23 protein-coding genes are annotated in these 20,651 nt (G+C 42.8%); 3 read left to right on the forward strand and 20 right to left on the reverse strand.

The features are described from left to right. From ACQRCC_RS05630 to mtaB, 9 genes are all read right to left on the reverse strand, one after another. On the reverse strand, positions 1-1,275 hold the full coding sequence (locus tag ACQRCC_RS05630) for a hypothetical protein (RefSeq protein WP_427849832.1): 1,275 nt from the start codon (positions 1,273-1,275) through the stop codon (positions 1-3). 65 nt (positions 1,276-1,340) lie between these two features. Next, a complete protein-coding gene (locus ACQRCC_RS05635; protein WP_427849833.1) occupies positions 1,341-2,564 on the reverse strand; it encodes a peptidase U32 family protein in 1,224 nt (407 codons plus the stop codon). A 77-nt stretch (positions 2,565-2,641) separates the two neighbouring features. Continuing rightward, positions 2,642-3,298, reverse strand: a complete 657-nt coding sequence (locus ACQRCC_RS05640; protein WP_427849927.1) for an O-methyltransferase — start codon at positions 3,296-3,298, stop codon at positions 2,642-2,644. Positions 3,299-3,400: 102 nt separating this feature from the next. Next, a complete protein-coding gene (locus ACQRCC_RS05645; protein WP_427849834.1) occupies positions 3,401-5,068 on the reverse strand; it encodes a ribonuclease J in 1,668 nt (555 codons plus the stop codon). A 17-nt stretch (positions 5,069-5,085) separates the two neighbouring features. Continuing rightward, positions 5,086-5,550: a Fur family transcriptional regulator gene (locus tag ACQRCC_RS05650; RefSeq protein WP_427849835.1), complete on the reverse strand. Its 465-nt coding sequence runs from the start codon at positions 5,548-5,550 to the stop codon at positions 5,086-5,088. A gap of 5 nt (positions 5,551-5,555) precedes the next feature. Beyond that, positions 5,556-5,816, reverse strand: coding sequence for a DUF1292 domain-containing protein (locus tag ACQRCC_RS05655; protein ID WP_427849836.1), 261 nt, complete (start codon positions 5,814-5,816; stop codon positions 5,556-5,558). Between the two features lie 45 nt (positions 5,817-5,861). Beyond that, positions 5,862-6,305 carry a Holliday junction resolvase RuvX gene (gene ruvX, locus ACQRCC_RS05660; RefSeq protein ID WP_427849837.1) on the reverse strand — a complete coding sequence of 148 codons (444 nt, stop codon included), beginning with the start codon at positions 6,303-6,305 and terminating at the stop codon, positions 5,862-5,864. A gap of 6 nt (positions 6,306-6,311) precedes the next feature. Continuing rightward, complete coding sequence (locus ACQRCC_RS05665) at positions 6,312-6,575, reverse strand: IreB family regulatory phosphoprotein (protein WP_427849838.1); 264 nt, start codon at positions 6,573-6,575, stop codon at positions 6,312-6,314. 58 nt (positions 6,576-6,633) lie between these two features. After that, the gene (gene mtaB / locus ACQRCC_RS05670; RefSeq protein ID WP_427849839.1) at positions 6,634-7,914 is read right to left on the reverse strand and encodes a tRNA (N(6)-L-threonylcarbamoyladenosine(37)-C(2))-methylthiotransferase MtaB; all 1,281 of its coding nucleotides are present in this window, start codon (positions 7,912-7,914) and stop codon (positions 6,634-6,636) included. 162 nt (positions 7,915-8,076) lie between these two features. Here mtaB and ACQRCC_RS05675 point away from each other — a divergent pair, with 162 nt between their 5' ends. Next, positions 8,077-8,307: an HPr family phosphocarrier protein gene (locus tag ACQRCC_RS05675; RefSeq protein ID WP_427849840.1), complete on the forward strand. Its 231-nt coding sequence runs from the start codon at positions 8,077-8,079 to the stop codon at positions 8,305-8,307. A 76-nt stretch (positions 8,308-8,383) separates the two neighbouring features. On the opposite strand, the gene thiI is transcribed toward ACQRCC_RS05675, so the two are convergent. The 10 genes from thiI to ACQRCC_RS05725 form a co-directional block, all read right to left on the reverse strand. After that, positions 8,384-9,565, reverse strand: a complete 1,182-nt coding sequence (gene thiI / locus ACQRCC_RS05680) for a tRNA uracil 4-sulfurtransferase ThiI (protein ID WP_427849841.1) — start codon at positions 9,563-9,565, stop codon at positions 8,384-8,386. A gap of 66 nt (positions 9,566-9,631) precedes the next feature. Then, positions 9,632-10,789, reverse strand: coding sequence for a cysteine desulfurase family protein (locus tag ACQRCC_RS05685; protein WP_427849842.1), 1,158 nt, complete (start codon positions 10,787-10,789; stop codon positions 9,632-9,634). A gap of 33 nt (positions 10,790-10,822) precedes the next feature. Beyond that, positions 10,823-11,569: a 16S rRNA (uracil(1498)-N(3))-methyltransferase gene (locus tag ACQRCC_RS05690; RefSeq protein WP_427849843.1), complete on the reverse strand. Its 747-nt coding sequence runs from the start codon at positions 11,567-11,569 to the stop codon at positions 10,823-10,825. 24 nt (positions 11,570-11,593) lie between these two features. Continuing rightward, positions 11,594-12,547, reverse strand: coding sequence for a 50S ribosomal protein L11 methyltransferase (gene prmA / locus ACQRCC_RS05695; protein ID WP_427849844.1), 954 nt, complete (start codon positions 12,545-12,547; stop codon positions 11,594-11,596). Between the two features lie 42 nt (positions 12,548-12,589). Continuing rightward, positions 12,590-13,153 (reverse strand): manganese efflux pump MntP family protein, encoded by a 564-nt coding sequence (locus tag ACQRCC_RS05700; RefSeq protein ID WP_427849845.1) that lies wholly within the window; start codon positions 13,151-13,153, stop codon positions 12,590-12,592. 208 nt (positions 13,154-13,361) lie between these two features. Then, a complete protein-coding gene (locus tag ACQRCC_RS05705; protein ID WP_427849846.1) occupies positions 13,362-14,276 on the reverse strand; it encodes a glycoside hydrolase family 25 protein in 915 nt (304 codons plus the stop codon). Beyond that, complete coding sequence (gene tsaA / locus ACQRCC_RS05710) at positions 14,260-14,985, reverse strand: tRNA (N6-threonylcarbamoyladenosine(37)-N6)-methyltransferase TrmO (RefSeq protein WP_427849847.1); 726 nt, start codon at positions 14,983-14,985, stop codon at positions 14,260-14,262. Before tsaA ends, ACQRCC_RS05705 begins: the two co-directional genes overlap by 17 nt. Further along, the gene (locus ACQRCC_RS05715; protein WP_427849848.1) at positions 14,982-15,821 is read right to left on the reverse strand and encodes a deoxyribonuclease IV; all 840 of its coding nucleotides are present in this window, start codon (positions 15,819-15,821) and stop codon (positions 14,982-14,984) included. Before ACQRCC_RS05715 ends, tsaA begins: the two co-directional genes overlap by 4 nt. Next, a complete protein-coding gene (add, locus tag ACQRCC_RS05720) occupies positions 15,815-16,798 on the reverse strand; it encodes an adenosine deaminase (protein ID WP_427849928.1) in 984 nt (327 codons plus the stop codon). Before add ends, ACQRCC_RS05715 begins: the two co-directional genes overlap by 7 nt. 44 nt (positions 16,799-16,842) lie before the next feature. Then, positions 16,843-17,403 (reverse strand): HD domain-containing protein, encoded by a 561-nt coding sequence (locus ACQRCC_RS05725; RefSeq protein ID WP_427849849.1) that lies wholly within the window; start codon positions 17,401-17,403, stop codon positions 16,843-16,845. A 182-nt stretch (positions 17,404-17,585) separates the two neighbouring features. Between ACQRCC_RS05725 and ACQRCC_RS05730 the strand changes: the two genes are divergently transcribed. Then, positions 17,586-18,383, forward strand: a complete 798-nt coding sequence (locus ACQRCC_RS05730; RefSeq protein ID WP_427849850.1) for a LytR/AlgR family response regulator transcription factor — start codon at positions 17,586-17,588, stop codon at positions 18,381-18,383. A 10-nt stretch (positions 18,384-18,393) separates the two neighbouring features. Then, the gene (locus ACQRCC_RS05735; RefSeq protein WP_427849851.1) at positions 18,394-19,659 is read left to right on the forward strand and encodes a sensor histidine kinase; all 1,266 of its coding nucleotides are present in this window, start codon (positions 18,394-18,396) and stop codon (positions 19,657-19,659) included. A 19-nt stretch (positions 19,660-19,678) separates the two neighbouring features. On the opposite strand, the gene ACQRCC_RS05740 is transcribed toward ACQRCC_RS05735, so the two are convergent. Next, positions 19,679-20,626, reverse strand: a complete 948-nt coding sequence (locus ACQRCC_RS05740; protein ID WP_427849852.1) for a purine-nucleoside phosphorylase — start codon at positions 20,624-20,626, stop codon at positions 19,679-19,681. Positions 20,627-20,651 lie beyond the last annotated feature (25 nt).

Here is a 20,651-nt window from a genome sequence, read left to right on the forward strand (position 1 = left end):
TTATATTCCTGACCCATATTCTCTTGCAAGCCTTCTTCTCTTTCTCTGTGTTCTCAGATACTTTCTTCTTCGAACCATTTTCACATGAACTGAATAAGCAAATAATCCTGCTCCGGCAAATAAAATTACAAGAATATATACGAAAATCGGAATTACAAATTTTTTCTTGAAACTCACCTTCAGATTATGATCTGTCCGGATGTTCTTTAACACATACCCCGTCTCATATTTTTCAATGTTCTTCTCTTTTCCATCCACCGTAAGTTCGGAAATCCGGTACCCGTCATCCGGTTTATAAGACACTTTATAATCCTCTCCACCCAGTACTTTCGTACTCTCGCTTACTTTTCCGTTTTCCGCCTCAGTATTCATCTGGAAATAATAGGGTATCTCTACCTGATAGAATCGGAACATCCTCGTTCCATTCCCATCCGTCACATTTACCACCGACAGATAGACTCCCTCTTCAATCTCACATAGGGATTCCGGCTCATCCGATACAATATTTTCAAATTTAAAATCAATCTGCGGATCCGCAACCAAGGCTCTTCTTGAGATGGAATACACATGAAGATAATCGCCAATTCCCAGATTCAAAGTCAATGGAAAATTCATAATATAATCTCCCACCAGCACAAGGTCCTGAAAATTATTCCCCTTAGCCGTATCCGCATAGCTTCCCAGGTCCTCGATTTCCTGAAAATTTTCATCCAGAATTTTAAAACTGTATCCACCGTCTACATTTGTCTGAATGATATACCGGTTTTCATTTTCATCATAATCAATTCCCAGCACATTGTAATCATCACTGACTTTAATCGTCCTTTTGTACGCCAGAGTATCCGGATCCATCACATAGAGACATCCTCTGTTTTCCGGGTGCATATTGGTATACAATGCCACATAAATTTCATGGGTATTGGGATTATAAGCCATTCCATTTCCATGCTCCCAGTTGGTATCACTCGCACGATTAGCCAGTGAATACTTCTCTACCGGATTTCCATCTTTATCCATATCATTTTTATAATATGCCGAGACAATATCCGGAACATCCTCGCCATCTGATGTATTTTCAATACAGATTATATAATCCTCCGTTGAACAGATAGACTGCACTACTCCGTACTCTCCCTGAATGTTTTCTTCATAGACCTGTTCCCACGTCAGATTAGAAAATGCATCGTCTCCCGCAATCTCTGCATGACATTCCAGTTTCCACAGCCCGGATAAGCAGACCAGACATAATAGACCCAGAATGAATTTATCCCTCATTAATAAATCTCTCCCCTTTTGTTACTCCCTTTATTCCTCATTCACAGAATTTCCTGAGAAAGGCTTTAATCACGCCTTCTCAGTATATCATATCTCTGTGCCTCACATCCCAAATCCACGTACAGTACCTGTTTCGGATGTGGTGCACTCTCCTGCTCCTGTCCGTCCTCATTCACGATTCTTTGGACTGTCACTTCTATATTATCACCATTTGGCTTCATTATTTCAATCTGTTCCCCGACAGAAAATTTATTTCTCTGCTCGATGCGGTACATACCATCCTTTTCCTCCCCGATGATTCCCAGATAGGTATATTCCTTTACATACGTATTACTGTCATAGATCTGTGTATTTTCATCCGGCTTTCCAAAATAGAATCCCGTAGTGAACTGTCGATAAGTACAGTTGGATATCTGATCCAGATACCATGGCATATTAGCCTTATATTTTTCCGGATCCTCCAGATAATCGTCAATAGCCTTCCGATAGGTTCTGGCCACAGTTGCCACATACAGGGCTGTCTTCATTCTTCCTTCAATTTTCAAACTGTCGATCCCAGCATCGATCAGCTCCGGAATATGCTCAATCATGCACAGGTCTTTAGAGTTGAAAATAAAGGTTCCTCTCTCATTTTCATAAACCGGCATATATTCTCCCGGCCGTGTTTCTTCCATCACCGCATATTTCCAGCGGCACGGATGGGTACATGCCCCCTGATTGGCATCTCTTCCGGTAAAATAGTTGCTCAGCAGGCATCTGCCGGAATAGGAAATACACATCGCCCCATGAATGAAACTCTCAATCTCCATTTCTTCCGGGATATTTGCACGTATTTCCTTAATTTCTTCGATAGAAAGCTCTCTGGCCGACACCACTCTCTTTGCCCCCAGCTTCCACCAGAAATTATAGGTCCCGTAATTGGTATTATTTGCCTGAGTGCTGATATGCCGTTCAATCTCCGGGCACACTTCCTTTGCAATCTCAAATACAGCTGGGTCTGCAATAATCAATGCATCCGGTCTAATTTCCTTCAACTCTTCAAAATATGTTCTCACTCCTGCCAGATCACTGTTATGTGCCAGAATATTTGCAGTCACATACACCTTGACTCCGTGCTGATGAGCAAACGTGATTCCCTCCCGCATATCCTCCATGGAGAAATTCTTAGCCTTTGCCCGCAGACCAAATGCTTCGCCGCCGATATACACTGCATCTGCGCCAAAGATGACTGCTGTTTTCAACACTTCCAGACTGCTGGCCGGAATTAATAATTCAGGGCGTCTTATCATCTTACCGTTACTCCTCTCTGATATTCCTGACGTTTCTGATATTTCTTATTTTCTCAGTTATTTTCCTGTACATTCTGCTATACATTCTTCTCGCCCTGTTTTACGCTGAGAGCAAGTCCGTCTCCCAGGGGTACGATCGATGTCAGCAGATTCTCATTATGCTTTAACTCATAGAGATACTCCCTCATTCGACTGTGAATCGTACGATTCCGCCTCTCCACCGCAAATCTCGATTCGATCACATCTCCGTCCTGCAGCACATTATCCGACACCAGAAGCCCTCCCGGCTCCAGCAGACGGATTGCTTCCGGCAGGTAATGTATATACTGTCCCTTCGCCGCATCCATGAAAATCAGATCATAGGTTCCCCCAAGATTTTTTAAAACCTCCAGGGCATCTCCCTCAATCAGGGTAATCTCCTCTTCCTTTCCCGCTCTTCTGAAATTCTCTCTGGCAATCGGAATTCTCTTTTCGTATTTTTCTATAGTCGTAATTCGATTTCCCTCCGGCGCATAAGCATTCATCAAAAGAGCAGAAAAACCCACCGCAGTTCCAACCTCCAGAATTCGCATAGGCTTTTGAATCTGAAGAAGCACCTTTAAAAAGCTCTGGGTCTCCTTCCTTATAATCGGCACATGATCTGCAAGCGCCTCCTGCTCAATGGTTTCCAATAGTTTAGAATCCGGCATTTCCAGAGAATGAATGTAAGTTACCATACGTTCATCAACTATCATTTCTTTCAAACCTTTCATTTGGGTACACCACAAAATGCAAAAAGGTACACCCCATTTGACAATTTAGGACGTAGTAAAATGCATTTTACTACGTCCCCAATTTTACACATCCATAATTATCGGCAGGATCATCGGTCTTCTCTTGGTACGTTTCCAGATAAATTCATTCATCGTATCACGGACAACCAGTTTAATCTTACTCCAGTCCGCGCCGCGCTGATTTCTCAGACATCTGTCCACCGCATCCTCCAATACGCGCCTTGCATCCTCCATCAGTCCCTCGGACTCCCGTACATAGACAAATCCTCTGGAAACAATATCCGGACCTGCAAGCAGCCGGTTCGTTCCCTTCTCCAATGTCATAACAACAATAAGGATGCCATCCTCAGCCAGATGCTGACGGTCACGCAGAACGATATTTCCAACATCTCCTACACCAAGTCCGTCTACCAGAACCTCGCCGGTATGCACTTTATCTACAACCTTTGCCTCCTGATCGCTGAGCTCCAGCACATCTCCGGATTGCAGCATAAATATATGATCCTTCGGAATACCAAGAGCCTGAGCCAGGCCCGCATTTGCCTTCCGATGACGGTATTCACCGTGAATCGGAATGGCATATTTCGGTTTTACCAGTGAATATATCAGTTTCAGTTCTTCCTGACAGGCATGTCCTGATACGTGAGCATCCTGGAAAATAACGTGCGCTCCTCTTTCGGACAGCTCATTAATAACCCTAGACACGGATTTTTCATTACCCGGAATCGGATTAGAACTGAAAATAACCGTATCATTCGGCATAATAGATACTTTTTTATGAATATCCGCAGCCATTCTGGAAAGAGCCGCCATGGACTCGCCCTGACTTCCCGTAGTAATAAGCACCGTCTTCTCCGGTGGGTAGTTCTTAAGCTGGTCAATCTCTACCAGTGTCTTATCCGGTACATTCAAATATCCCAGTTCCTGAGCTGTAGAAATAATATTGACCATGCTTCGACCCTCTACAACTACCTTCCGTTCATACTTATACGCTGAATTAATAATCTGCTGCACACGGTCTACATTAGAAGCGAATGTAGCGATAATAATTCTGGAATTACGGTGTTCCGCAAATAAATGATCAAACGTATGTCCAACTGTCCTCTCTGACTGAGTGAATCCCGGGCGCTCAGCATTGGTACTGTCCGACATCAATGCCAGTACACCCTTCTTACCGATCTCACCAAACCTCTGCAGATCAATGGCATCACCAAATACCGGTGTATAATCTACTTTAAAATCTCCCGTATGCACCACGATACCTGCCGGTGAATAGATTGCAAGAGCGGATGCATCCTGAATACTGTGATTTGTCTTAATAAATTCAATTCGGAACTGTCCCAGATTTATAGACTGTCCGTGCTTTACAACTTTTCTTCTGGTATTGCGAAGCAGATTATGCTCTGAAAGTTTCTTTTCAATAATACCCATTGTAAGCTTCGTCGTATATATCGGAAGATTGATCTCCCTGAGCACATAGGACAAAGCTCCAATATGATCCTCATGTCCATGAGTAATCACAAATCCTTTCACCTTCTGAATATTATCCTTCAGATAAGTGATATCCGGGATTACAAGGTCAATTCCCAGCATATCATCCTCCGGGAAGGCCAAACCGCAATCCACAACAATAATACTGTCATCGTACTCGAAGGCAGTAATGTTCATTCCAATCTTCTCAAGTCCGCCAAGTGGAATGATACGCAGTTTTCCATTGTTTCCTTTCTTCAAATTTACACCTCCATGTGTTATTTTGTTCCGTCTTCTTTTAGCAGACATTCCCTGCACTGTCCATAGAACTTCAACTCATGATCCAACACATGAAATCCCGTTGCCATCTCAATATGTCCCTCCAGTTCATCCAGAAGATCATCCTTAAACGGGAGTATCTTTCCACATGTTTTGCATATCAGATGATGATGGTGGTGCTTTGCCTCATTACCGGGCATCTCCCCGATCTCATAACGCACGCATCCGTCATCAAGATTGATACGATCCACCAGTTGCATTTCCAGAAGCAGCTGCACGGTACGGTAAATGGTAGCCAGTCCGATATCCGGATAGTCTTCTTTTACCAGCTCATAAATGTCCTCCGCGGTCATGTGTCTGTCACGATGGTCCGCAAGTACTTCTAATACAAGTAACCGCTGATTGGTCACTTTAAGCCCCTTTTCTTTCAGCATTTCCTTGAATTTTTCCTGACTAATAGACATAGCAATTACCTTTCGATATCCACATCCTCCAGGAGCTCCTCGAACACCTTGAGAAGCGCTCCAAGCTCCACGTCATCCTCCACGATCTCATACACACTTTCTGTATCTTCTGCTTTAGATGTATCTTTTAAAATCAAACATTCTGCGTCATCTTCCTCAGAATCAGTAACCAGAATGTAGGATGTTCCGTTGACTTTTGTCTGTTCCAGTACAAAGAACTCCTCTTCTCTGCCTGTATCATCAGACATGAATTTAATCTTTTCCATTCTATACTCCTCAGATTATCCTCTCATATATCATGAGGTACATTTTTAAATTAAAGAGGAAGACTCCTTCTGATAGATTGAATCCAGATAACCCTGTAAAATAAAAACAGCGGCAATCTTATCGATATACTGCTTGCGGTCCTCTCTTCTCACTTTACCTTCCATCAAAGTCCGTTCTGCCTGCGCCGTAGTAAGACGCTCGTCCCACATCACCACTTCCAGCCCTGTGCGCCGTTTCAGCATCTCACCAAATTCCAAAGATTTTTCCGCTCTGTCTCCAATATCATTATTCATATGCTTGGGAAGTCCAAGTACGATCTTTTCCACACCATATTCAGAAATTAATTCCTCAATACGCGCACATGTCCTTCGCAGCTTATTTTCCTCTTTCCGCCAAATCGTCTCAATTCCCTGGGCTGTAAGACCCAGCGGATCGCTGATTGCGACCCCTACGGTCTTAGAGCCATAATCTAATCCCATAATTCTCATAATCAATTATTCCCAATTGTTATGTTCGATATACGTCTTCAGCATCTCTTCTACCAGCTCGTCCCGTTCCATCTTCATAATCAGACTTCTGGCTCCATTATGACTGGTAATATATGTGGGATCACCCGACATAATGTACCCTACGATCTGATTCACAGGGTTATATCCCTTCTCGCTCAGAGCCTTGTATACAATTTCCAGTATATCCTTTGCACTGATCTGCGGCCCCGTCTCTACCTGAAAAAATTGGGTATTTGATAAATCCTTCATCCTGCTCACGTCCTTCCCAAATACTTCTATACTATTCTACATGAATCCAATTGAAAATTCAACGTAATATTTGTAAATGGTTCTCAATTTCTACATTCACCAGCCGGTTTGACATATTCTCTTCTGTTTTTAATCCAATCTTGACATATTCTCTGGTATGCCCTGCCTGATAAACTTCTCCGTCAACCGTTACCGGTTCCTCCATCAGAACCTCCACGGTGGTTCCCACCAGTCTTTCTTCGTATGCCTTTCGCTTTTCTTCACCGAGAGCAATCATCTCATTACTTCTCTTTGTCTTAATCTCATGCGGCACCTGATTATCCATTTCAGCCGCTTTTGTTCCTTGTCTTCTGGAATATTTAAAAATATGAGTTTCATAAAAATTCACTTTATCCACAAAAGCCTTTGACTGCTCAAATTCTTCTTCCGTCTCTCCCGGAAATCCTACAATAACATCCGTCGTCAAAGCCGGATGATCAAAATATTTCCGCAGAAGCTCACATTTTTCAAAATATTCATCCGCCGTATACCGCCGGTTCATCCGCTTCAGTGTCGCATCACATCCACTCTGCAGTGAAAGATGAAAATGTGGACACATCTTTGGCAGAGATGCAATCGTTTTTACGAATTCTTCTGTAATGATCCGGGGCTCCAATGATCCAAGGCGAATTCTACTGATTCCTTCCACCTCATGAACAGAAAGTATCAGATTCAGGAGACTGTCCTCGGTATCCACTCCGTAGGAGCTCAGGTGAATTCCCGTAAGCACTACTTCCTGATATCCTGCCTGTGCCAGTTTTTCCACTTCCGAAACAACGTCCATACGCTCTCTGCTTCTGACTCTTCCCCTTGCAAAAGGAATAATACAGTAAGAGCAGAACTGATTGCAGCCGTCCTGCACCTTAATATATGCCCTCGTATGCTCTGCTGTCCTGGACAGATGAAGTTCTTCATACTCAGAAGTGTGATTAATGTCAATAACTGTTTCCCTGACAGATTTTTTCTCCCAAAATGCATCCAGAATCTCTATCAGATCCTTCTTCCTGTTATTTCCTATTACAATATCGATACATTCATCAACCTGTTCGCCCTGTGCCTGCACATAACATCCTGCCGCCACGATAACCGCATCAGGATTCATCTTCCTTGCCCGATGAATCATCTGCCTGGATTTTCTGTCTGCCATATTCGTCACCGTACATGTATTGATAATATAGACATCCGCTCCTTCTTTAAACGGAACAATTTCGTAACCATTTTCCTCCAGCATCTGCTGCATTGCCTCTGTCTCATATGCATTTACTTTACAGCCCAGATTGTGTAATGCTGCTTTTTTCATTTTTCTGTTTCTCCTCTACCTGTTTCATAATGTCTTATACAATTTGTTATAAGATCAATCCGTTGTATCTGAATTCTTTGGCATTTTATTCCTTGACTTTTGCACTTTCAACTCTTAAGATATTTTATAAAGGATGAAATAAAAAACAAGGAGGATTTTCCGATGAAAACAGTACAAATTTCTTTAAACTCAATTGACAAAGTCAAATCTTTCGTTAATGATATTACCAAGTTTGATTATGATTTCGATCTTGTATCCGGCAGATACGTAATCGATGCAAAATCTATCATGGGTATCTTCAGCCTGGATCTTTCCAAACCGATTGATCTGAACATCCACGCTGATGACAACGCTGATGCAGTTCTTGAAGTTTTAAAACCATACCTGGTATAATTATTTCAGAATCATCGTTCTAAAAACAACACAGATACGTCGAAATGTATTCACATTCCGACGTATCTTTTTTTACCTATTTTACTTCTATAACCTCTACCGTATCGATTGCTGTCTGAACCAGCTCATCAATCTTCTCTGCCAGATTCTCTTCTGACTTTTTGATAATATTGATATTTGGTTTTGTTACTGGATGCTTTGCCACAAAAATTGTACAGCAGTCCTCAAAGGGCTGAATGGATGTCTCGTAAGTACCAATTTTTTCAGAGACCTCGACAATTTCCTGTTTATCAAATCCGATAAGCGGACGGTAAACCGGAAGCGTACAAACCTCATTAGTTGCTGCGAGACTCTGCATGGTCTGACTTGCCACCTGGCCGATACTCTCACCGGTGATCATTCCCAGACATCCGTGTTCTTTTGCAAAATGTTCTGCAATCTTCATCATATAACGACGCATGATAATCGTAAGTTCATCATGCGGACACTGATCATAAATATAAAGCTGGATCTCCGTAAAGTTCACCACATTCAGCTTAATCGGTCCGGAATATCTGGAAACGATTTTAGCCAGATCCACAACCTTCTGTTTTGCTCGTTCACTGGTGTACGGCGGTGCATGGAAATAAGTAGCCTCAAGACCAACACCCCGCTTTGCGATCATATATCCTGCCACCGGACTGTCGATACCACCGGACAGCAGAAGCATTGCCTTTCCGTTGGTTCCTACCGGCATTCCTCCCGGTCCCGGAATGATCTGAGAATAGATATAAATCTGTTCTCTCACTTCAATATGAAGCATGACATCCGGCTTGTGCACATCCACACGAATCTCCGGAAATGCATCCAATACCGCTTCCCCTACAGAATAATTGATTTCCATAGAATTCAGCGGATAGGTTTTCCTGCTTCTTCTTGCCTCTACCTTAAATGTAATATTCTTATCCGGATACATCTCATCCATGTAAGCAACTACATCTTTTTTCAGTTGTTCAAATCCCTGATCCTCTTTGCGGACTACCGGACAAATACCCACGATTCCAAATACTCTCTTTAGGCTTTCCACAACTTCATCACAGTCATAGTCGCCTTCACAATCCACATAAATTCGGGCCTGAGATTTGTGAACTTCAAAATTTCCATCCAAATCCTTCAGCGCATAACGCACCTGACGCACCAGCGCATCTTCAAACAGATAGCGGTTCTTACCCTTGATTCCAATTTCTCCATACTTTATTAAAAATGTCTGAAATGTCATTTTTCTTTCCTCTCTTTTTCATCTAGTGGCGGATGCGTACCCCGCATCCGTCAACCCGTCATCTTTCTAGTGTCTGGTATATCTGCGGAGCATCGGCACCAGACTGTTCAATGTTTCCAGTGTATAGTCTATCTCTTCCAGTGTAGTAAATTCTGACATACTGAACCGAAGGGTTGCATCCAGATATTCCTTCTTTGCCCCGATTCCTTTTAACACCCCGCTGATGGCCGGATGATTGGAAGCGCAGGCTGAACCGGAAGAAACACAGATGCCCTTGTCCTCCAGTGCATGCAGGAGAACCTCACTACGAATTCCGGCAAATCCCACACTGATAATATGTGGTGCACTGGTCTCATCATAGAGCCCGTGAACGGTTGTGCTCTCAATCTTTGTCACTTCTTCAATAAAATGCTTCTTAAGCTCTCTCATCCCTGCCACCTTGGCATCCAGGTCTTTATAAATCTCCTTCGCTGCCGCCGCCAGGCCTGCTATTCCCGGAACATTTTCCGTACCGGACCGAATATTTTTCTGCTGTTCACCACCAAATACAATGGGCTTAATTTTTACATGATCGCCAATATACAAAATTCCTGTTCCCTTTGGACCGTGAATCTTATGACCACTCACGGAAAGCATATCAATCTTCATCTTTTTCGGATAAATGTGATATTTTCCAAAACCCTGAACAGCATCCACATGGAACAGAATGTTTTTATTATATGCTTTTACAATGCTGGCCGCTTCTGTTATAGGCTGAACAGACCCCACCTCGTTATTGACATACATAATAGAAACAAGTATGGTATCCTCGCAAAGCGCTTCCTTCAAAGCGTCCAGCCTCACTCTTCCATAACGGTCTACCGGGAGATACGTCACCCGGAATCCTTCTTCCTCTTCCAGATACCGCATGGTATTCAAAATTGCCGGATGCTCAATGGATGAAGTAATCAGGTGCTTACCGGCTCGATGATTAGCCCTCGCAGCCCCTATCAGTGCCAGATTATCGCTCTCCGTTCCTCCGGAGGTAAAGAATATCTCCTTTTCCTGAACCTTAAGGATCTTCGCAAAAGCTTCCCTGGCTTCTTTTATATAGCGTTCTGCTTCTACACCCTTGAAATGCATCGAGGAAGGATTGCCATAATCCTCACACATTACATGCCGCACCACATCGCCTACTTTTTCATAGGCTCTGGTAGTCGCAGAATTATCCAAATAAACTTCCATGATAAACTCCTATTCTTTCTCTTTTACTATAATTTATGCGTTTTCATTTTCCAGGTGATACATCAGAATGGACAGCGTAGTCATTCCGGCAGTTTCCGTTCGAAGTATCCGCCGTCCCAGCGTAATTTCCTTCGCACCGACTGCTATTGCCTGTTCCACTTCTTCTTTTTCAAAACCGCCTTCCGGTCCAATAAAAATACCTACCGATTGTCCCGGCCGAATAGATTCGATCACGGTTCGGGTCGTCTTCATTCCCTCTGCCAGTTCATATGGAATCAACACAACATCCAGTGTTTTCGCATATTCCAGTGCTTCTTTAAAGCCCAGAACCTCTGACACCTCCGGTATCACACCTCTCCCGGACTGTTTTGCCGCACTGCGCGCAATCTCCTGCCAGCGTTCCACCTTCTTTGCCGCCTTCTTCGCATCCAGTTTAACAATAGAACGCCTGGTAGAAACCGGAATCACTTCCGAAGCCCCCAGTTCTACTGCCTTCTGGATGATCAGTTCCATTTTATCACCTTTCGGAAGTCCCTGAAATAAACAGATTCTGGATGGAAGCTCCGTATCCGTACTCTGTTCCTCATCAATCTCCAGAACTACCAGCCCCTGCTCAAATGCTTCAATATGACAGCAGTACTTATGATTATTGCCGTCACTGACCTCCAGCACCTCTCCGATTCGCATGCGAAGCACATTTTTCATATGATTCACGTCTGAACCTTCTATATAAATTTTCCGTTCACGCACCTGTTCCGGTGTCACAAAAAAATGCTGCATCTTCTATATTCCCTACCTGTGCTTCTAGTTCTTTCTTGCTGTAACAGAAACCCATTCTCCCTGATGATTTACTTCCAGTACTTCAAGACCTGCCGCCTTCACGGCATCTACCACCGTCTGTTCTTTATCATCAATGATTCCGCTGGTAATGTAGATTCCGCCCGGCTTAAGCTGAGAAAGAATCACCGGTGTAAGAGGTACCAGCACATCAGCCAGAATATTCGCTGCTACAATATCATATTTCTCATAGCCCACTTTATCCTGAACTGCTTTGTCGTCAATGATATTTCCAATCATCACTTCATACTGTTCTCTGGAAATACCATTTACTTCCATATTTTCATGAGTCGCATCAATTGCGCAGGGATCAAGATCGGTTCCAACAGAATACTTTGCCCCGAATTTCAGAGCCAGCATTCCCAGAATACCGCTTCCGCATCCCACATCTAAAATCACCGTATCCGGTGTCACATATTTCTTGATCTGACGAATACAAAGCTGCGTCGTCTCATGCATACCTGTACCAAATGCCGTGCCCGGATCAATATGAATAATCATCTTATCTTCATCCTCCGGCTGAACATCCTCCCAGGATGGAATAATCAGCACATCGTCAATTGTAAACTGATGGAAATACTTTTTCCAGTTATTTACCCAGTCCACATCCTCTGTCTGCGATTCCTCAATCGAAGCCTCTCCTATATTCACATAGGTACCAATATCCGCAAGCTCTTCCCTTACCGCAGCCAGAATCGCATCTTTATCTTCCTCTTCCTCCAGATAAAAGCTGATGTATGCCACGCCGTCATCCACAGCAATCTCCGGCATAATATCCACAAACATCTGCTCCTTATCCGACTGAGTAAGCGGGAGTCGGTCCTCCATCTCTACTCCCTGGATACCAAGCTCCATCAGACTGCTGCTGACAATATCCTCTGCTTCGGTTGTTGTCTTGATTCTAAATTTATTCCACTTCATATAGTTTCACCTCTGAAATTCGCGTTCGTTGTATCTATCATATCATAATATACCTAAATGCTCAATTAAGATTTTTACACCCAAAAGGATAAGAATGACTCCTCCTGCGATCTCTGCTCTCTTCTTGTACCGGGAACCGAATACGTTACCGATTTTTACACCCGCCACTGATATAAGGAAGGTTGTTGCTCCGATGAAACAAACTGCCGGTATGATTTTCACCTGCAAAAATGCAAAGGTCACACCTACTGCCAGAGCATCTATACTGGTAGCCACAGCAAGCCCTACCATAGTATGCACATCCAGAGCTTCATCACACTCGTTTTCATCTTCCTCTTCAAAAGCTTCTTTTAACATATTTGCGCCTATGATTCCAAGCAAAATAAACGCGATCCAGTGATCGATCGAGGTAATGATATCTTTAAACTGTACCCCAAGTAAATATCCGATTACCGGCATTCCTGCCTGAAAAACTCCAAAATAGAGGCCTACTATCCCCGCCTTGGTCCAGGTACATTTTTTCATCGCAAGCCCTTTACAGACCGACACTGCGAATGCATCCATAGACAAACCAACCGCAATTAAGAACAACTCAACCAATCCCATATTTTTTTCTCCTTTTCATCTCATAATAGATTATTGCACATTTTCCATGACATAAAAATAGACCTACCCGTGGTACTCCCACGGATAAGTCTCATCATTTAAAGTAATGCCAGATGCTCTGCATCAGTATGTTGACAAAACTACGCTGTATATGCGCCAACTACTCCCTTACCGTTATGTGCTATTATAAGGATTCCGGCTACACCTGTCAAGAAGATTTCGGAAACCAGACGTTCAAATCCACGTTTCCTTCAATCCCCGGCACGCTTCCCGTTTCCGTATACTGCCACATGGAGAATTCATATGGACACTGAGGCTTTGGTTCATAATCCGCATACCATTTTTCATATTCAGTAAGTTCCTCCAGATTCAGGGTAAATGCCATCCATTTCATATTGGCATAAATCATCGTATCATATCCGGCATTCTGAATCCTGTCACAGAAAATCCGGCAGTTCTTTGTAAACTGTTCCCCTGAAAGGTTGTCTGTTCTTGCTGTATCGAACTTTATTTCCTCAGTATCAAATACAACCGGGCAGTTTATCTGATAGTCTTTGATTCGTTCCAATACAAAATCCGCCTCTTCCTCTACCTCTTCATCGGTAATTGCCTGGGAGAAAAAAAAAACTCCCACATCAAGACCTGCGGTCAGGGCATTTTCCACATGCTGACGGAACATGGAATCTTCTACAAGAGTTCCCTTTTCACCATATCCCCGATAACCAAGTCTTATCATGACAAAATCAATCCCTGCATTCCGAACCTGCTGCCAGTCTACCTGGGGCTGATACTCTGACACATCTATACCCAGCCTCGATTCCTTTTCTCCATTTTCGCTCATATAATACTTGTAGCCATTCTCCTCCACAATTCGGGACAGGTCATAAGTATTCGTGGGGACCTCCTCCAGAAGTTCTGCCTCATATTCTTCCCCCAACACATCGACAAATGTGTAGATCTTTTTCTCTTTTTCTTTTTCTTTTTTTTCTTCATTCTGTGTCATTTCCTGACTTTTCTTACTGTCAGCTTCGACTGTTTCCACCTGCCCGCAGCCGGTCATCAAAAGCACGACTGAAAGAATTCCCATCAGCATAACTGACAATTTTTTATTCTTCTTTCTCATATGAAACTCCTTCACACACCTGACATACTCTAAGCACTCCTTCACACACACGGAACCGGATATCAAATCCTGCATATTCCATTCCGTAAATCCTCTCCTCATCCTTCTGATAAGAAGGGCGCACATCCTGCGCAAGGATTTCTAATAATACTGCCCTTTTCTCTTCCGGGATCAGTTTCAGCCATTCTTCCGGAAATTCTACCTCAAGACGGTAATCTTTCACTTCTTCTGCAAACCCGCCCTTAGCTTCCGGATGGGCATCCACATAGGGCAGATACGGTTTGATATCATAAATCGGTGTACCGTCCATCATATCCGCTCCCACCACATGCAGTACCGGTCCCTCTGAGGTTCTGTATTCTATGCTTTCTAATCGGACACAGGACAATCCCAGAGGATTGGGACGAAAGGGAGAACGGGTGGCAAATACTCCCACTCGTTTATTTCCTCCCAGTCTGGGCGGACGAACCGTAGGGCTCCATGTATCTCTCACCGCTTCCGAGAATTCCCAGATCAGCCACAGATGGGAATACATGTCCAGTTCCCGCACTGCTTCTTCGCTGCGATATTCCGGCTCAAAAATGATTTCTGCCTTCGTATCCACAAGACCGCTCTGTCTTGGAACTCCGAATTTCGTCGGAAAATCCGTGTGAATACGCGCAATTGTCTCCAATGTCCACTTTTGTTCTTTTTTCATGCCTTTTCTCATGCCTTCTCTCCCAGCATCTGACGGATCATGGCAATCTCTCTTTTATGTCCCGCATCATCCCATGGCGTTTCCAGATAGAAGGGCAGATTGCAAAGCTTCGGATGAGTAAGTACACGGATCAGCGCCTCCGAACCAATCTCTCCCTCTCCAAAGGCCGCATGCCGGTCTTTTCTGGAGCCGAAGGGCATCATGCTGTCATTTAAATGAATAGCTTTCAAAAGCTCAAAGCCCAGAATCCGGTCAAATTCATCCAGCACACCATCCAGATTTCCCACAATGTCATACCCTGCTGCAAACACATGGCAGGTATCGAGACAAATGCCAATCTGCTCCGGATGTGCTGCTCCATCCCGGATTTTCTTCAGTTGTTCAAACCGATATCCGATTTCCGTTCCTTTTCCGCTCATGGTTTCCAATAATACGGTAATATGTTCCTGCCCCGTCAGTGCCTGATCCAAACCGCGAATGATATTTCTGATTCCCTCTTCCTCACCGATCCCCGTGTGACTGCCCGGATGAAAGACCAGAAGTTCCATCCCAAGGTCGTCCATTCTGGCTACATCCTCACGGATAACCGTACAGGCAAATTCATATACTTTTTCCTGATTACTTGCCAGATTCATAGTGTAAGGAGCATGAGCCAGGAGAGGCCCAAATCCATGTTCCCGTCGTATATTCTGAAATTTTTCAATTTCCTTTTCCTCATAAGTCTTAAAATTAGAACCCCTGGGATTCCTGCTGAAAATCTGCATGGTATTTGCCTGCATCTTTACTACATTTTCTGCAGTCTTTGCCAGGCCTCCGGCAATTGACATATGTGTTCCTATGGTCAGCATACTTTTCCTCCTATCTCTGTCAGAAGCCGATGCTTTACTGAATCGTCTGCAAAAGATATATCTACTGCATTTTTCAGCAGCCGCTCCACCTCATCATCTCGGATATTATATGTTTTTTGAATGAATTCTAATTCCTTCGTAATAGAAGTACCGCTGACCGTCCGGTTGTCCGTATTCACTGTAACGAAGAGCCCGGCATCCAGAAATTCACGAAGCGGATATTCATCCGGGCATCGCACCGCCCTCGTCTGAAGATTACTGATCGGACACATCTCTATCCCCACTCGTTTATCCAAGCAGAGCTTTTGTACATCCGGCCTTTGTCTCATGGCAATCCCATGACCGATTCTTGCGGCACCGACCTCAATGGAATCTATAATATTCTGCGCACTTCCACACTCTCCGGCATGAAGGGTAAAAGGCATGTCCATTTTTTTCACTTCTGCAAACAGATTCATAAACCCTGACATGGGAAATGCCGCTTCATTTCCTGCAAGATCAGCTGCACACACACCATCACCCAAAAACAGACGGGCAGACTTAAGCATCTCCAGATTCTGCTTCTCCGGGTGATGGCGCATGGCACATACAATCACATTATAATCCACATTATATTCCCGTTTTCCCATCTCCAGTCCTTCCAGAACCGACTGTATCACACGCTCCGCCGTCATCCCATGGTGGACGGAAAGCATGGGAGCAAACCTCACTTCTACATACCGGATGTTCTCCTGCGCCACTGACCGGATAAAATCATATCCTGCCATCCGCAAACTCTCTTCACTTTGCAGGCATTTAAGCGGAATCTCGAATTTCTCCAGATATTCTGCCAGATTTTTACAATCCTCCGACACCTGCAAATCTGAAAGCAGTACCTCTTTTCCCAACTGCTTCCGAACATATTCCAGAGACAGCGAACCATCCAGGTGACAGTGGAGATCCAGTTTGGGAAGTTTTTTTAACGCTTCATATTCTATCATATTCGTATTTCTCCCGTCTTTCCTTATTTCATTCATTAACTCTATGATATCTTCTCTTTCGTCCATTTGTCTATACATTTACTTAATTCTTTCAGATACTCTGAAAACTCAACATTTTCTTTTCCATAAGTAAACTGCAATTCATACTCCAGAGGGAGCCACGTAGCAATATCCGATTCATTATGAGAAATAACTGCCTCCAGTTTATCCAGTGCCTTGTACGTCTTCGCCTCCAGCGTATTCATCTCTTCCATTTCCCGCAACAGATTGACCCATTCTTCTTTCTGTGGAGAAGGGAAACTGCCGATCCACTCCTGCAGCAATGTTTCTTCTTTCTCCGCATCTTCCTGCGTTTTCTCAAATGTAGGAATATCTCCTGTAAAAGCCTCACCCAGATCATGAATCAGACTCATACGAATCACCCTGTCCATATCTACTTTCTGAAACTCTGCTTCTCCTGAAAGAAGCATTGCCATTAACGCCATACGCCAGCTGTGATCTGCAACACTTTCCCTGCGATTTTCTGATGTATAACAATGCCTTGTCGCAATCTTAAGTTCTGCTGCCTTAGATAATATTTCCAATAATTTTTCCGGAGTCATTGTTCCTCTCCCCCCTTTTTATGTATATTAATTATGATACTTTGACACCCTCCTGTGCTGCAAACAATGTACAGCCACGCCGATTACCAGCATTATAGTAAAAATCTGTTACAGTTTCTATAATTATACTGGAAATAATGCTGATTAGGGAATATAATCTTATTTGAAACAGGAGGGACCCTATGAAAATACTGATTGTTGACGACGAGCCCATGTCTCTCGAGGAAACGAAAGAAACCGTTGAAAAGATAAGGCAGGGCGATGAAATTATATGTGCGGAAAATTATATGGAAGCTCTTTCGGTAGTAGAACCAACCGGATGTGATATTGCACTTCTAGATATTGATCTGCCCGGCATGAACGGTCTGACACTTGCGCAAACCCTGAAAGAAAGCAATCCCAGAGTGAATATTATCTTCATTACTGCTTATGATGAATATGCACTGAATGCCTTCTCTATACATGCCAGCGGTTACCTTTTAAAACCTATTTCTGCAGATGCCATGGCAAATGCTTTTGCTCATCTGAGATTTCCTATAGATTCCTCAGATAAAAAAGTAAAAGTACAGTGCTTTGGAAATTTTGAAGTATTCTGTGATGGAAAACCAATTCATTTTTCCCGGACAAGAGCAAAAGAATTATTTGCCTATTTGATTGATTTAAATGGTAAATCGGCAAACACAGAAGAATTATGCAGAATACTGTTTGAAGAAACTGGAGACCCTAAGAAAAATTCCCACTATGTCAGAAACCTTATTTCTGATATCCGAAAGACACTTCGTACGTATCACGCCGAAGATATATTTTTATCCGGCAGAAATCAATTTTCAGTTAACCCTGATAAAATTGATTGTGATTATTATCGATTTCTGGCCAGAGATCCATCGGTAATGAACAATTATCTGGGAGAATACATGAAGCAGTACAGCTGGGCTGAATATTCCATCAAAAAACTGGAAGAAATACAAAGGAACTGGTAGAGGTGCCATTATGTTTACAATAAAATCCATCCACATATCACTGGAACTATGGGGAGCAATCTTTTGCCTGATTGCATCAATCTGCATTTTCTACAGCAGAAGCATAAAAAAAAGACGGCGTATCCTTATCTTGCTGTTACAACTCAGCACAGCATTTCTGCTGTGTATGGATGCCTGTGCATGGGGATTTCGCGGATATCCCGGTGATATCGGATTTTATATGGTGCGTATCAGTAATTTTCTGGTATTTCTTTTAAGTGATGTCATTTTACTTTTATTTCATGATTATGTGTGCAGCTATGTCTTTGATGACAGGCAGAGAAAGGATTTGCCAGCCTGTGCAAGACTGGTTTATGCAGCCGGAATCACAGGTATCATTCTTGTAATTCTATCCCAGTTTTTTAACTTTTATTATTATTTTGATCACGCAAACATCTATCACAGAAACTGGATGTTTCCTCTGTCCATGATTCCTGCAATTATCCAGATAATCATCGATTTGTTCTTTCTGGTTAAATATCGGAAAAAACTAAAAAAAGAAATGTTTATTTCCATGATTTCCTACATTATCCTTCCCTGCATAGCTATGTGGGTTCAAATTTTTTATTATGGAGTATCTTTCATTAACATTGCTATTAATATTTCCATGATTTTTTTGTTCATTACGGCAATGATTGATCAGGGAAGGACAAACTATGAATTGAAAATTGATATTATGATTTCCCAGATCAAACCTCATTTTATATATAATTCTCTGACAACGATCAAACATTTATGCAAAAAGGACCCTGAACTTGCTGCAGAGACAATTGATGAATTTGCAAAATATGTAAGAGGAAATTTATCTGCTCTTTCAGAAAAAAAGTGTATCCCATTCGAACAGGAGCTAGAGCATGTAAAAAGCTATCTCTCAATAGAACAAAAAAGATTCGGCAAAAGAATTCATGTTGAATATGATATTGAGACCGTTGACTTTTGGATTCCCCCTCTAACACTGCAGCCTATCGTGGAAAATGCCGTAAAACATGGAATCACAAAGAAAATAGAAGGCGGTACAATTCGCATTTCTACATCAAAAGAGAAAGACTATTATATTGTTCTCGTTGAAGATAATGGTGTAGGATTCGATAGCACACATCAGAATAGAAACATTTCCGAAAAGCATATTGGAATCCGGAATGTCAAAAAAAGAATTGAAAATATGCTTGGTGGAACCATGTATGTTCGGAGTATCCCCGGAGAAGGAACGGCCGTAGAGATACTCCTGCCAAAATAGGGGACGTTTCTGTCTGGTTTTATTTATTGATATCAAATTCTTCAATCACTTTACGCATCAGTTTTTCAAAATCTGCTGCACCCTGATTCGTCATATTCAATACTTCTTCATGCGTCAATGGCTGATTATTTCCCTCCACACCTGATTCCATATTTGTAATAAAGCTAATACCACATATCTGCATACCCATTTGATTAGCTGCAATCGCCTCAACAGCCGTACTCATACCCACAATATCTGCTCCCATGGCTACAAATGCTTTCATCTCAGCCGGAGTCTCATACTGTGGACCGGAAGCCTGAATATAAACGCCTTCCTTAACTGTAATTCCAAGCTCATTAGCGTCTTTCAGAACCAGTTCACGCAATTCTTCACTGTACATATTTGTTGTATCCGGAAATGTTTCTCCAAGCTTCGAGTCTTTATCACCAATAAGCGGAGACGGCACCAGACATGCAATCTGATCCGTAAATACCACAAAATTACCTGGTCTTATCTCTTCTTTCATACTTCCAGCAGCATTTGTCAAAATGACAGTATCTGCTCCCAGAAGTTTCATCACACGGAGAGGAAGAACCACTTCACTCATCTCATAACCTTCGTAGTAATGCACACGTCCCTGCATAATTACTACTTTTTTATCTTCTATCGTTCCAAAAACATATCTTCCCTTATGGCCCTCGGCACTGCAGGTTGGGAATCCATCCAGTTCAGAATAATCTACAGTGGCCTCAATATTTATCTTATCTGCAAAATCTCCAAGCCCGCTTCCCAGAACGATTGCTATATCCGGCTCAAAGTCGGTCACTTCACGTATCTGAGTTACATATCCCTGCAGGCGTTCATAATAGGCATCCCCTTCTGAAATATTTTCATCCGCGGGATTATCCTGTTTCCCGGAACAGCCTGTTACTAAGACAAATATGATTGCTATCATCACCCCTGTTAGCCATTTCACTTTTTTCATGATATTTTCTTCCCTTTCTTATTAT

The sequence above is a fragment of the Sporofaciens sp. SGI.106 genome, assembly GCF_050314255.1.
GTDB lineage: Bacteria > Bacillota > Clostridia > Lachnospirales > Lachnospiraceae > Claveliimonas.

Coding starts and splice junctions, on each gene's coding strand:
- prmA (WP_427849844.1), bottom strand. CDS start 12,547: ATGAAGTGGAATAAATTTAGAATCAAGACAACAACCGAAGCAGAGGAT.
- ACQRCC_RS05665 (WP_427849838.1), bottom strand. CDS start 6,575: ATGAAGGATTTATCAAATACCCAATTTTTTCAGGTAGAGACGGGGCCG.
- ACQRCC_RS05730 (WP_427849850.1), top strand. CDS start 17,586: ATGAAAATACTGATTGTTGACGACGAGCCCATGTCTCTCGAGGAAACG.
- ACQRCC_RS05635 (WP_427849833.1), bottom strand. CDS start 2,564: ATGATAAGACGCCCTGAATTATTAATTCCGGCCAGCAGTCTGGAAGTG.
- ACQRCC_RS05690 (WP_427849843.1), bottom strand. CDS start 11,569: ATGCAGCATTTTTTTGTGACACCGGAACAGGTGCGTGAACGGAAAATT.
- ACQRCC_RS05630 (WP_427849832.1), bottom strand. CDS start 1,275: ATGAGGGATAAATTCATTCTGGGTCTATTATGTCTGGTCTGCTTATCC.
- tsaA (WP_427849847.1), bottom strand. CDS start 14,985: ATGAGAAAAGGCATGAAAAAAGAACAAAAGTGGACATTGGAGACAATT.
- thiI (WP_427849841.1), bottom strand. CDS start 9,565: ATGACATTTCAGACATTTTTAATAAAGTATGGAGAAATTGGAATCAAG.
- ACQRCC_RS05650 (WP_427849835.1), bottom strand. CDS start 5,550: ATGTCTATTAGTCAGGAAAAATTCAAGGAAATGCTGAAAGAAAAGGGG.
- ACQRCC_RS05685 (WP_427849842.1), bottom strand. CDS start 10,789: ATGGAAGTTTATTTGGATAATTCTGCGACTACCAGAGCCTATGAAAAA.
- ACQRCC_RS05655 (WP_427849836.1), bottom strand. CDS start 5,816: ATGGAAAAGATTAAATTCATGTCTGATGATACAGGCAGAGAAGAGGAG.
- ACQRCC_RS05675 (WP_427849840.1), top strand. CDS start 8,077: ATGAAAACAGTACAAATTTCTTTAAACTCAATTGACAAAGTCAAATCT.
- ACQRCC_RS05740 (WP_427849852.1), bottom strand. CDS start 20,626: ATGAAAAAAGTGAAATGGCTAACAGGGGTGATGATAGCAATCATATTT.
- ACQRCC_RS05700 (WP_427849845.1), bottom strand. CDS start 13,153: ATGGGATTGGTTGAGTTGTTCTTAATTGCGGTTGGTTTGTCTATGGAT.
- ACQRCC_RS05640 (WP_427849927.1), bottom strand. CDS start 3,298: ATGATAGTTGATGAACGTATGGTAACTTACATTCATTCTCTGGAAATG.
- ACQRCC_RS05735 (WP_427849851.1), top strand. CDS start 18,394: ATGTTTACAATAAAATCCATCCACATATCACTGGAACTATGGGGAGCA.
- ACQRCC_RS05715 (WP_427849848.1), bottom strand. CDS start 15,821: ATGCTGACCATAGGAACACATATGTCAATTGCCGGAGGCCTGGCAAAG.
- ACQRCC_RS05705 (WP_427849846.1), bottom strand. CDS start 14,276: ATGAGAAAGAAGAATAAAAAATTGTCAGTTATGCTGATGGGAATTCTT.
- mtaB (WP_427849839.1), bottom strand. CDS start 7,914: ATGAAAAAAGCAGCATTACACAATCTGGGCTGTAAAGTAAATGCATAT.
- ACQRCC_RS05725 (WP_427849849.1), bottom strand. CDS start 17,403: ATGACTCCGGAAAAATTATTGGAAATATTATCTAAGGCAGCAGAACTT.
- ruvX (WP_427849837.1), bottom strand. CDS start 6,305: ATGAGAATTATGGGATTAGATTATGGCTCTAAGACCGTAGGGGTCGCA.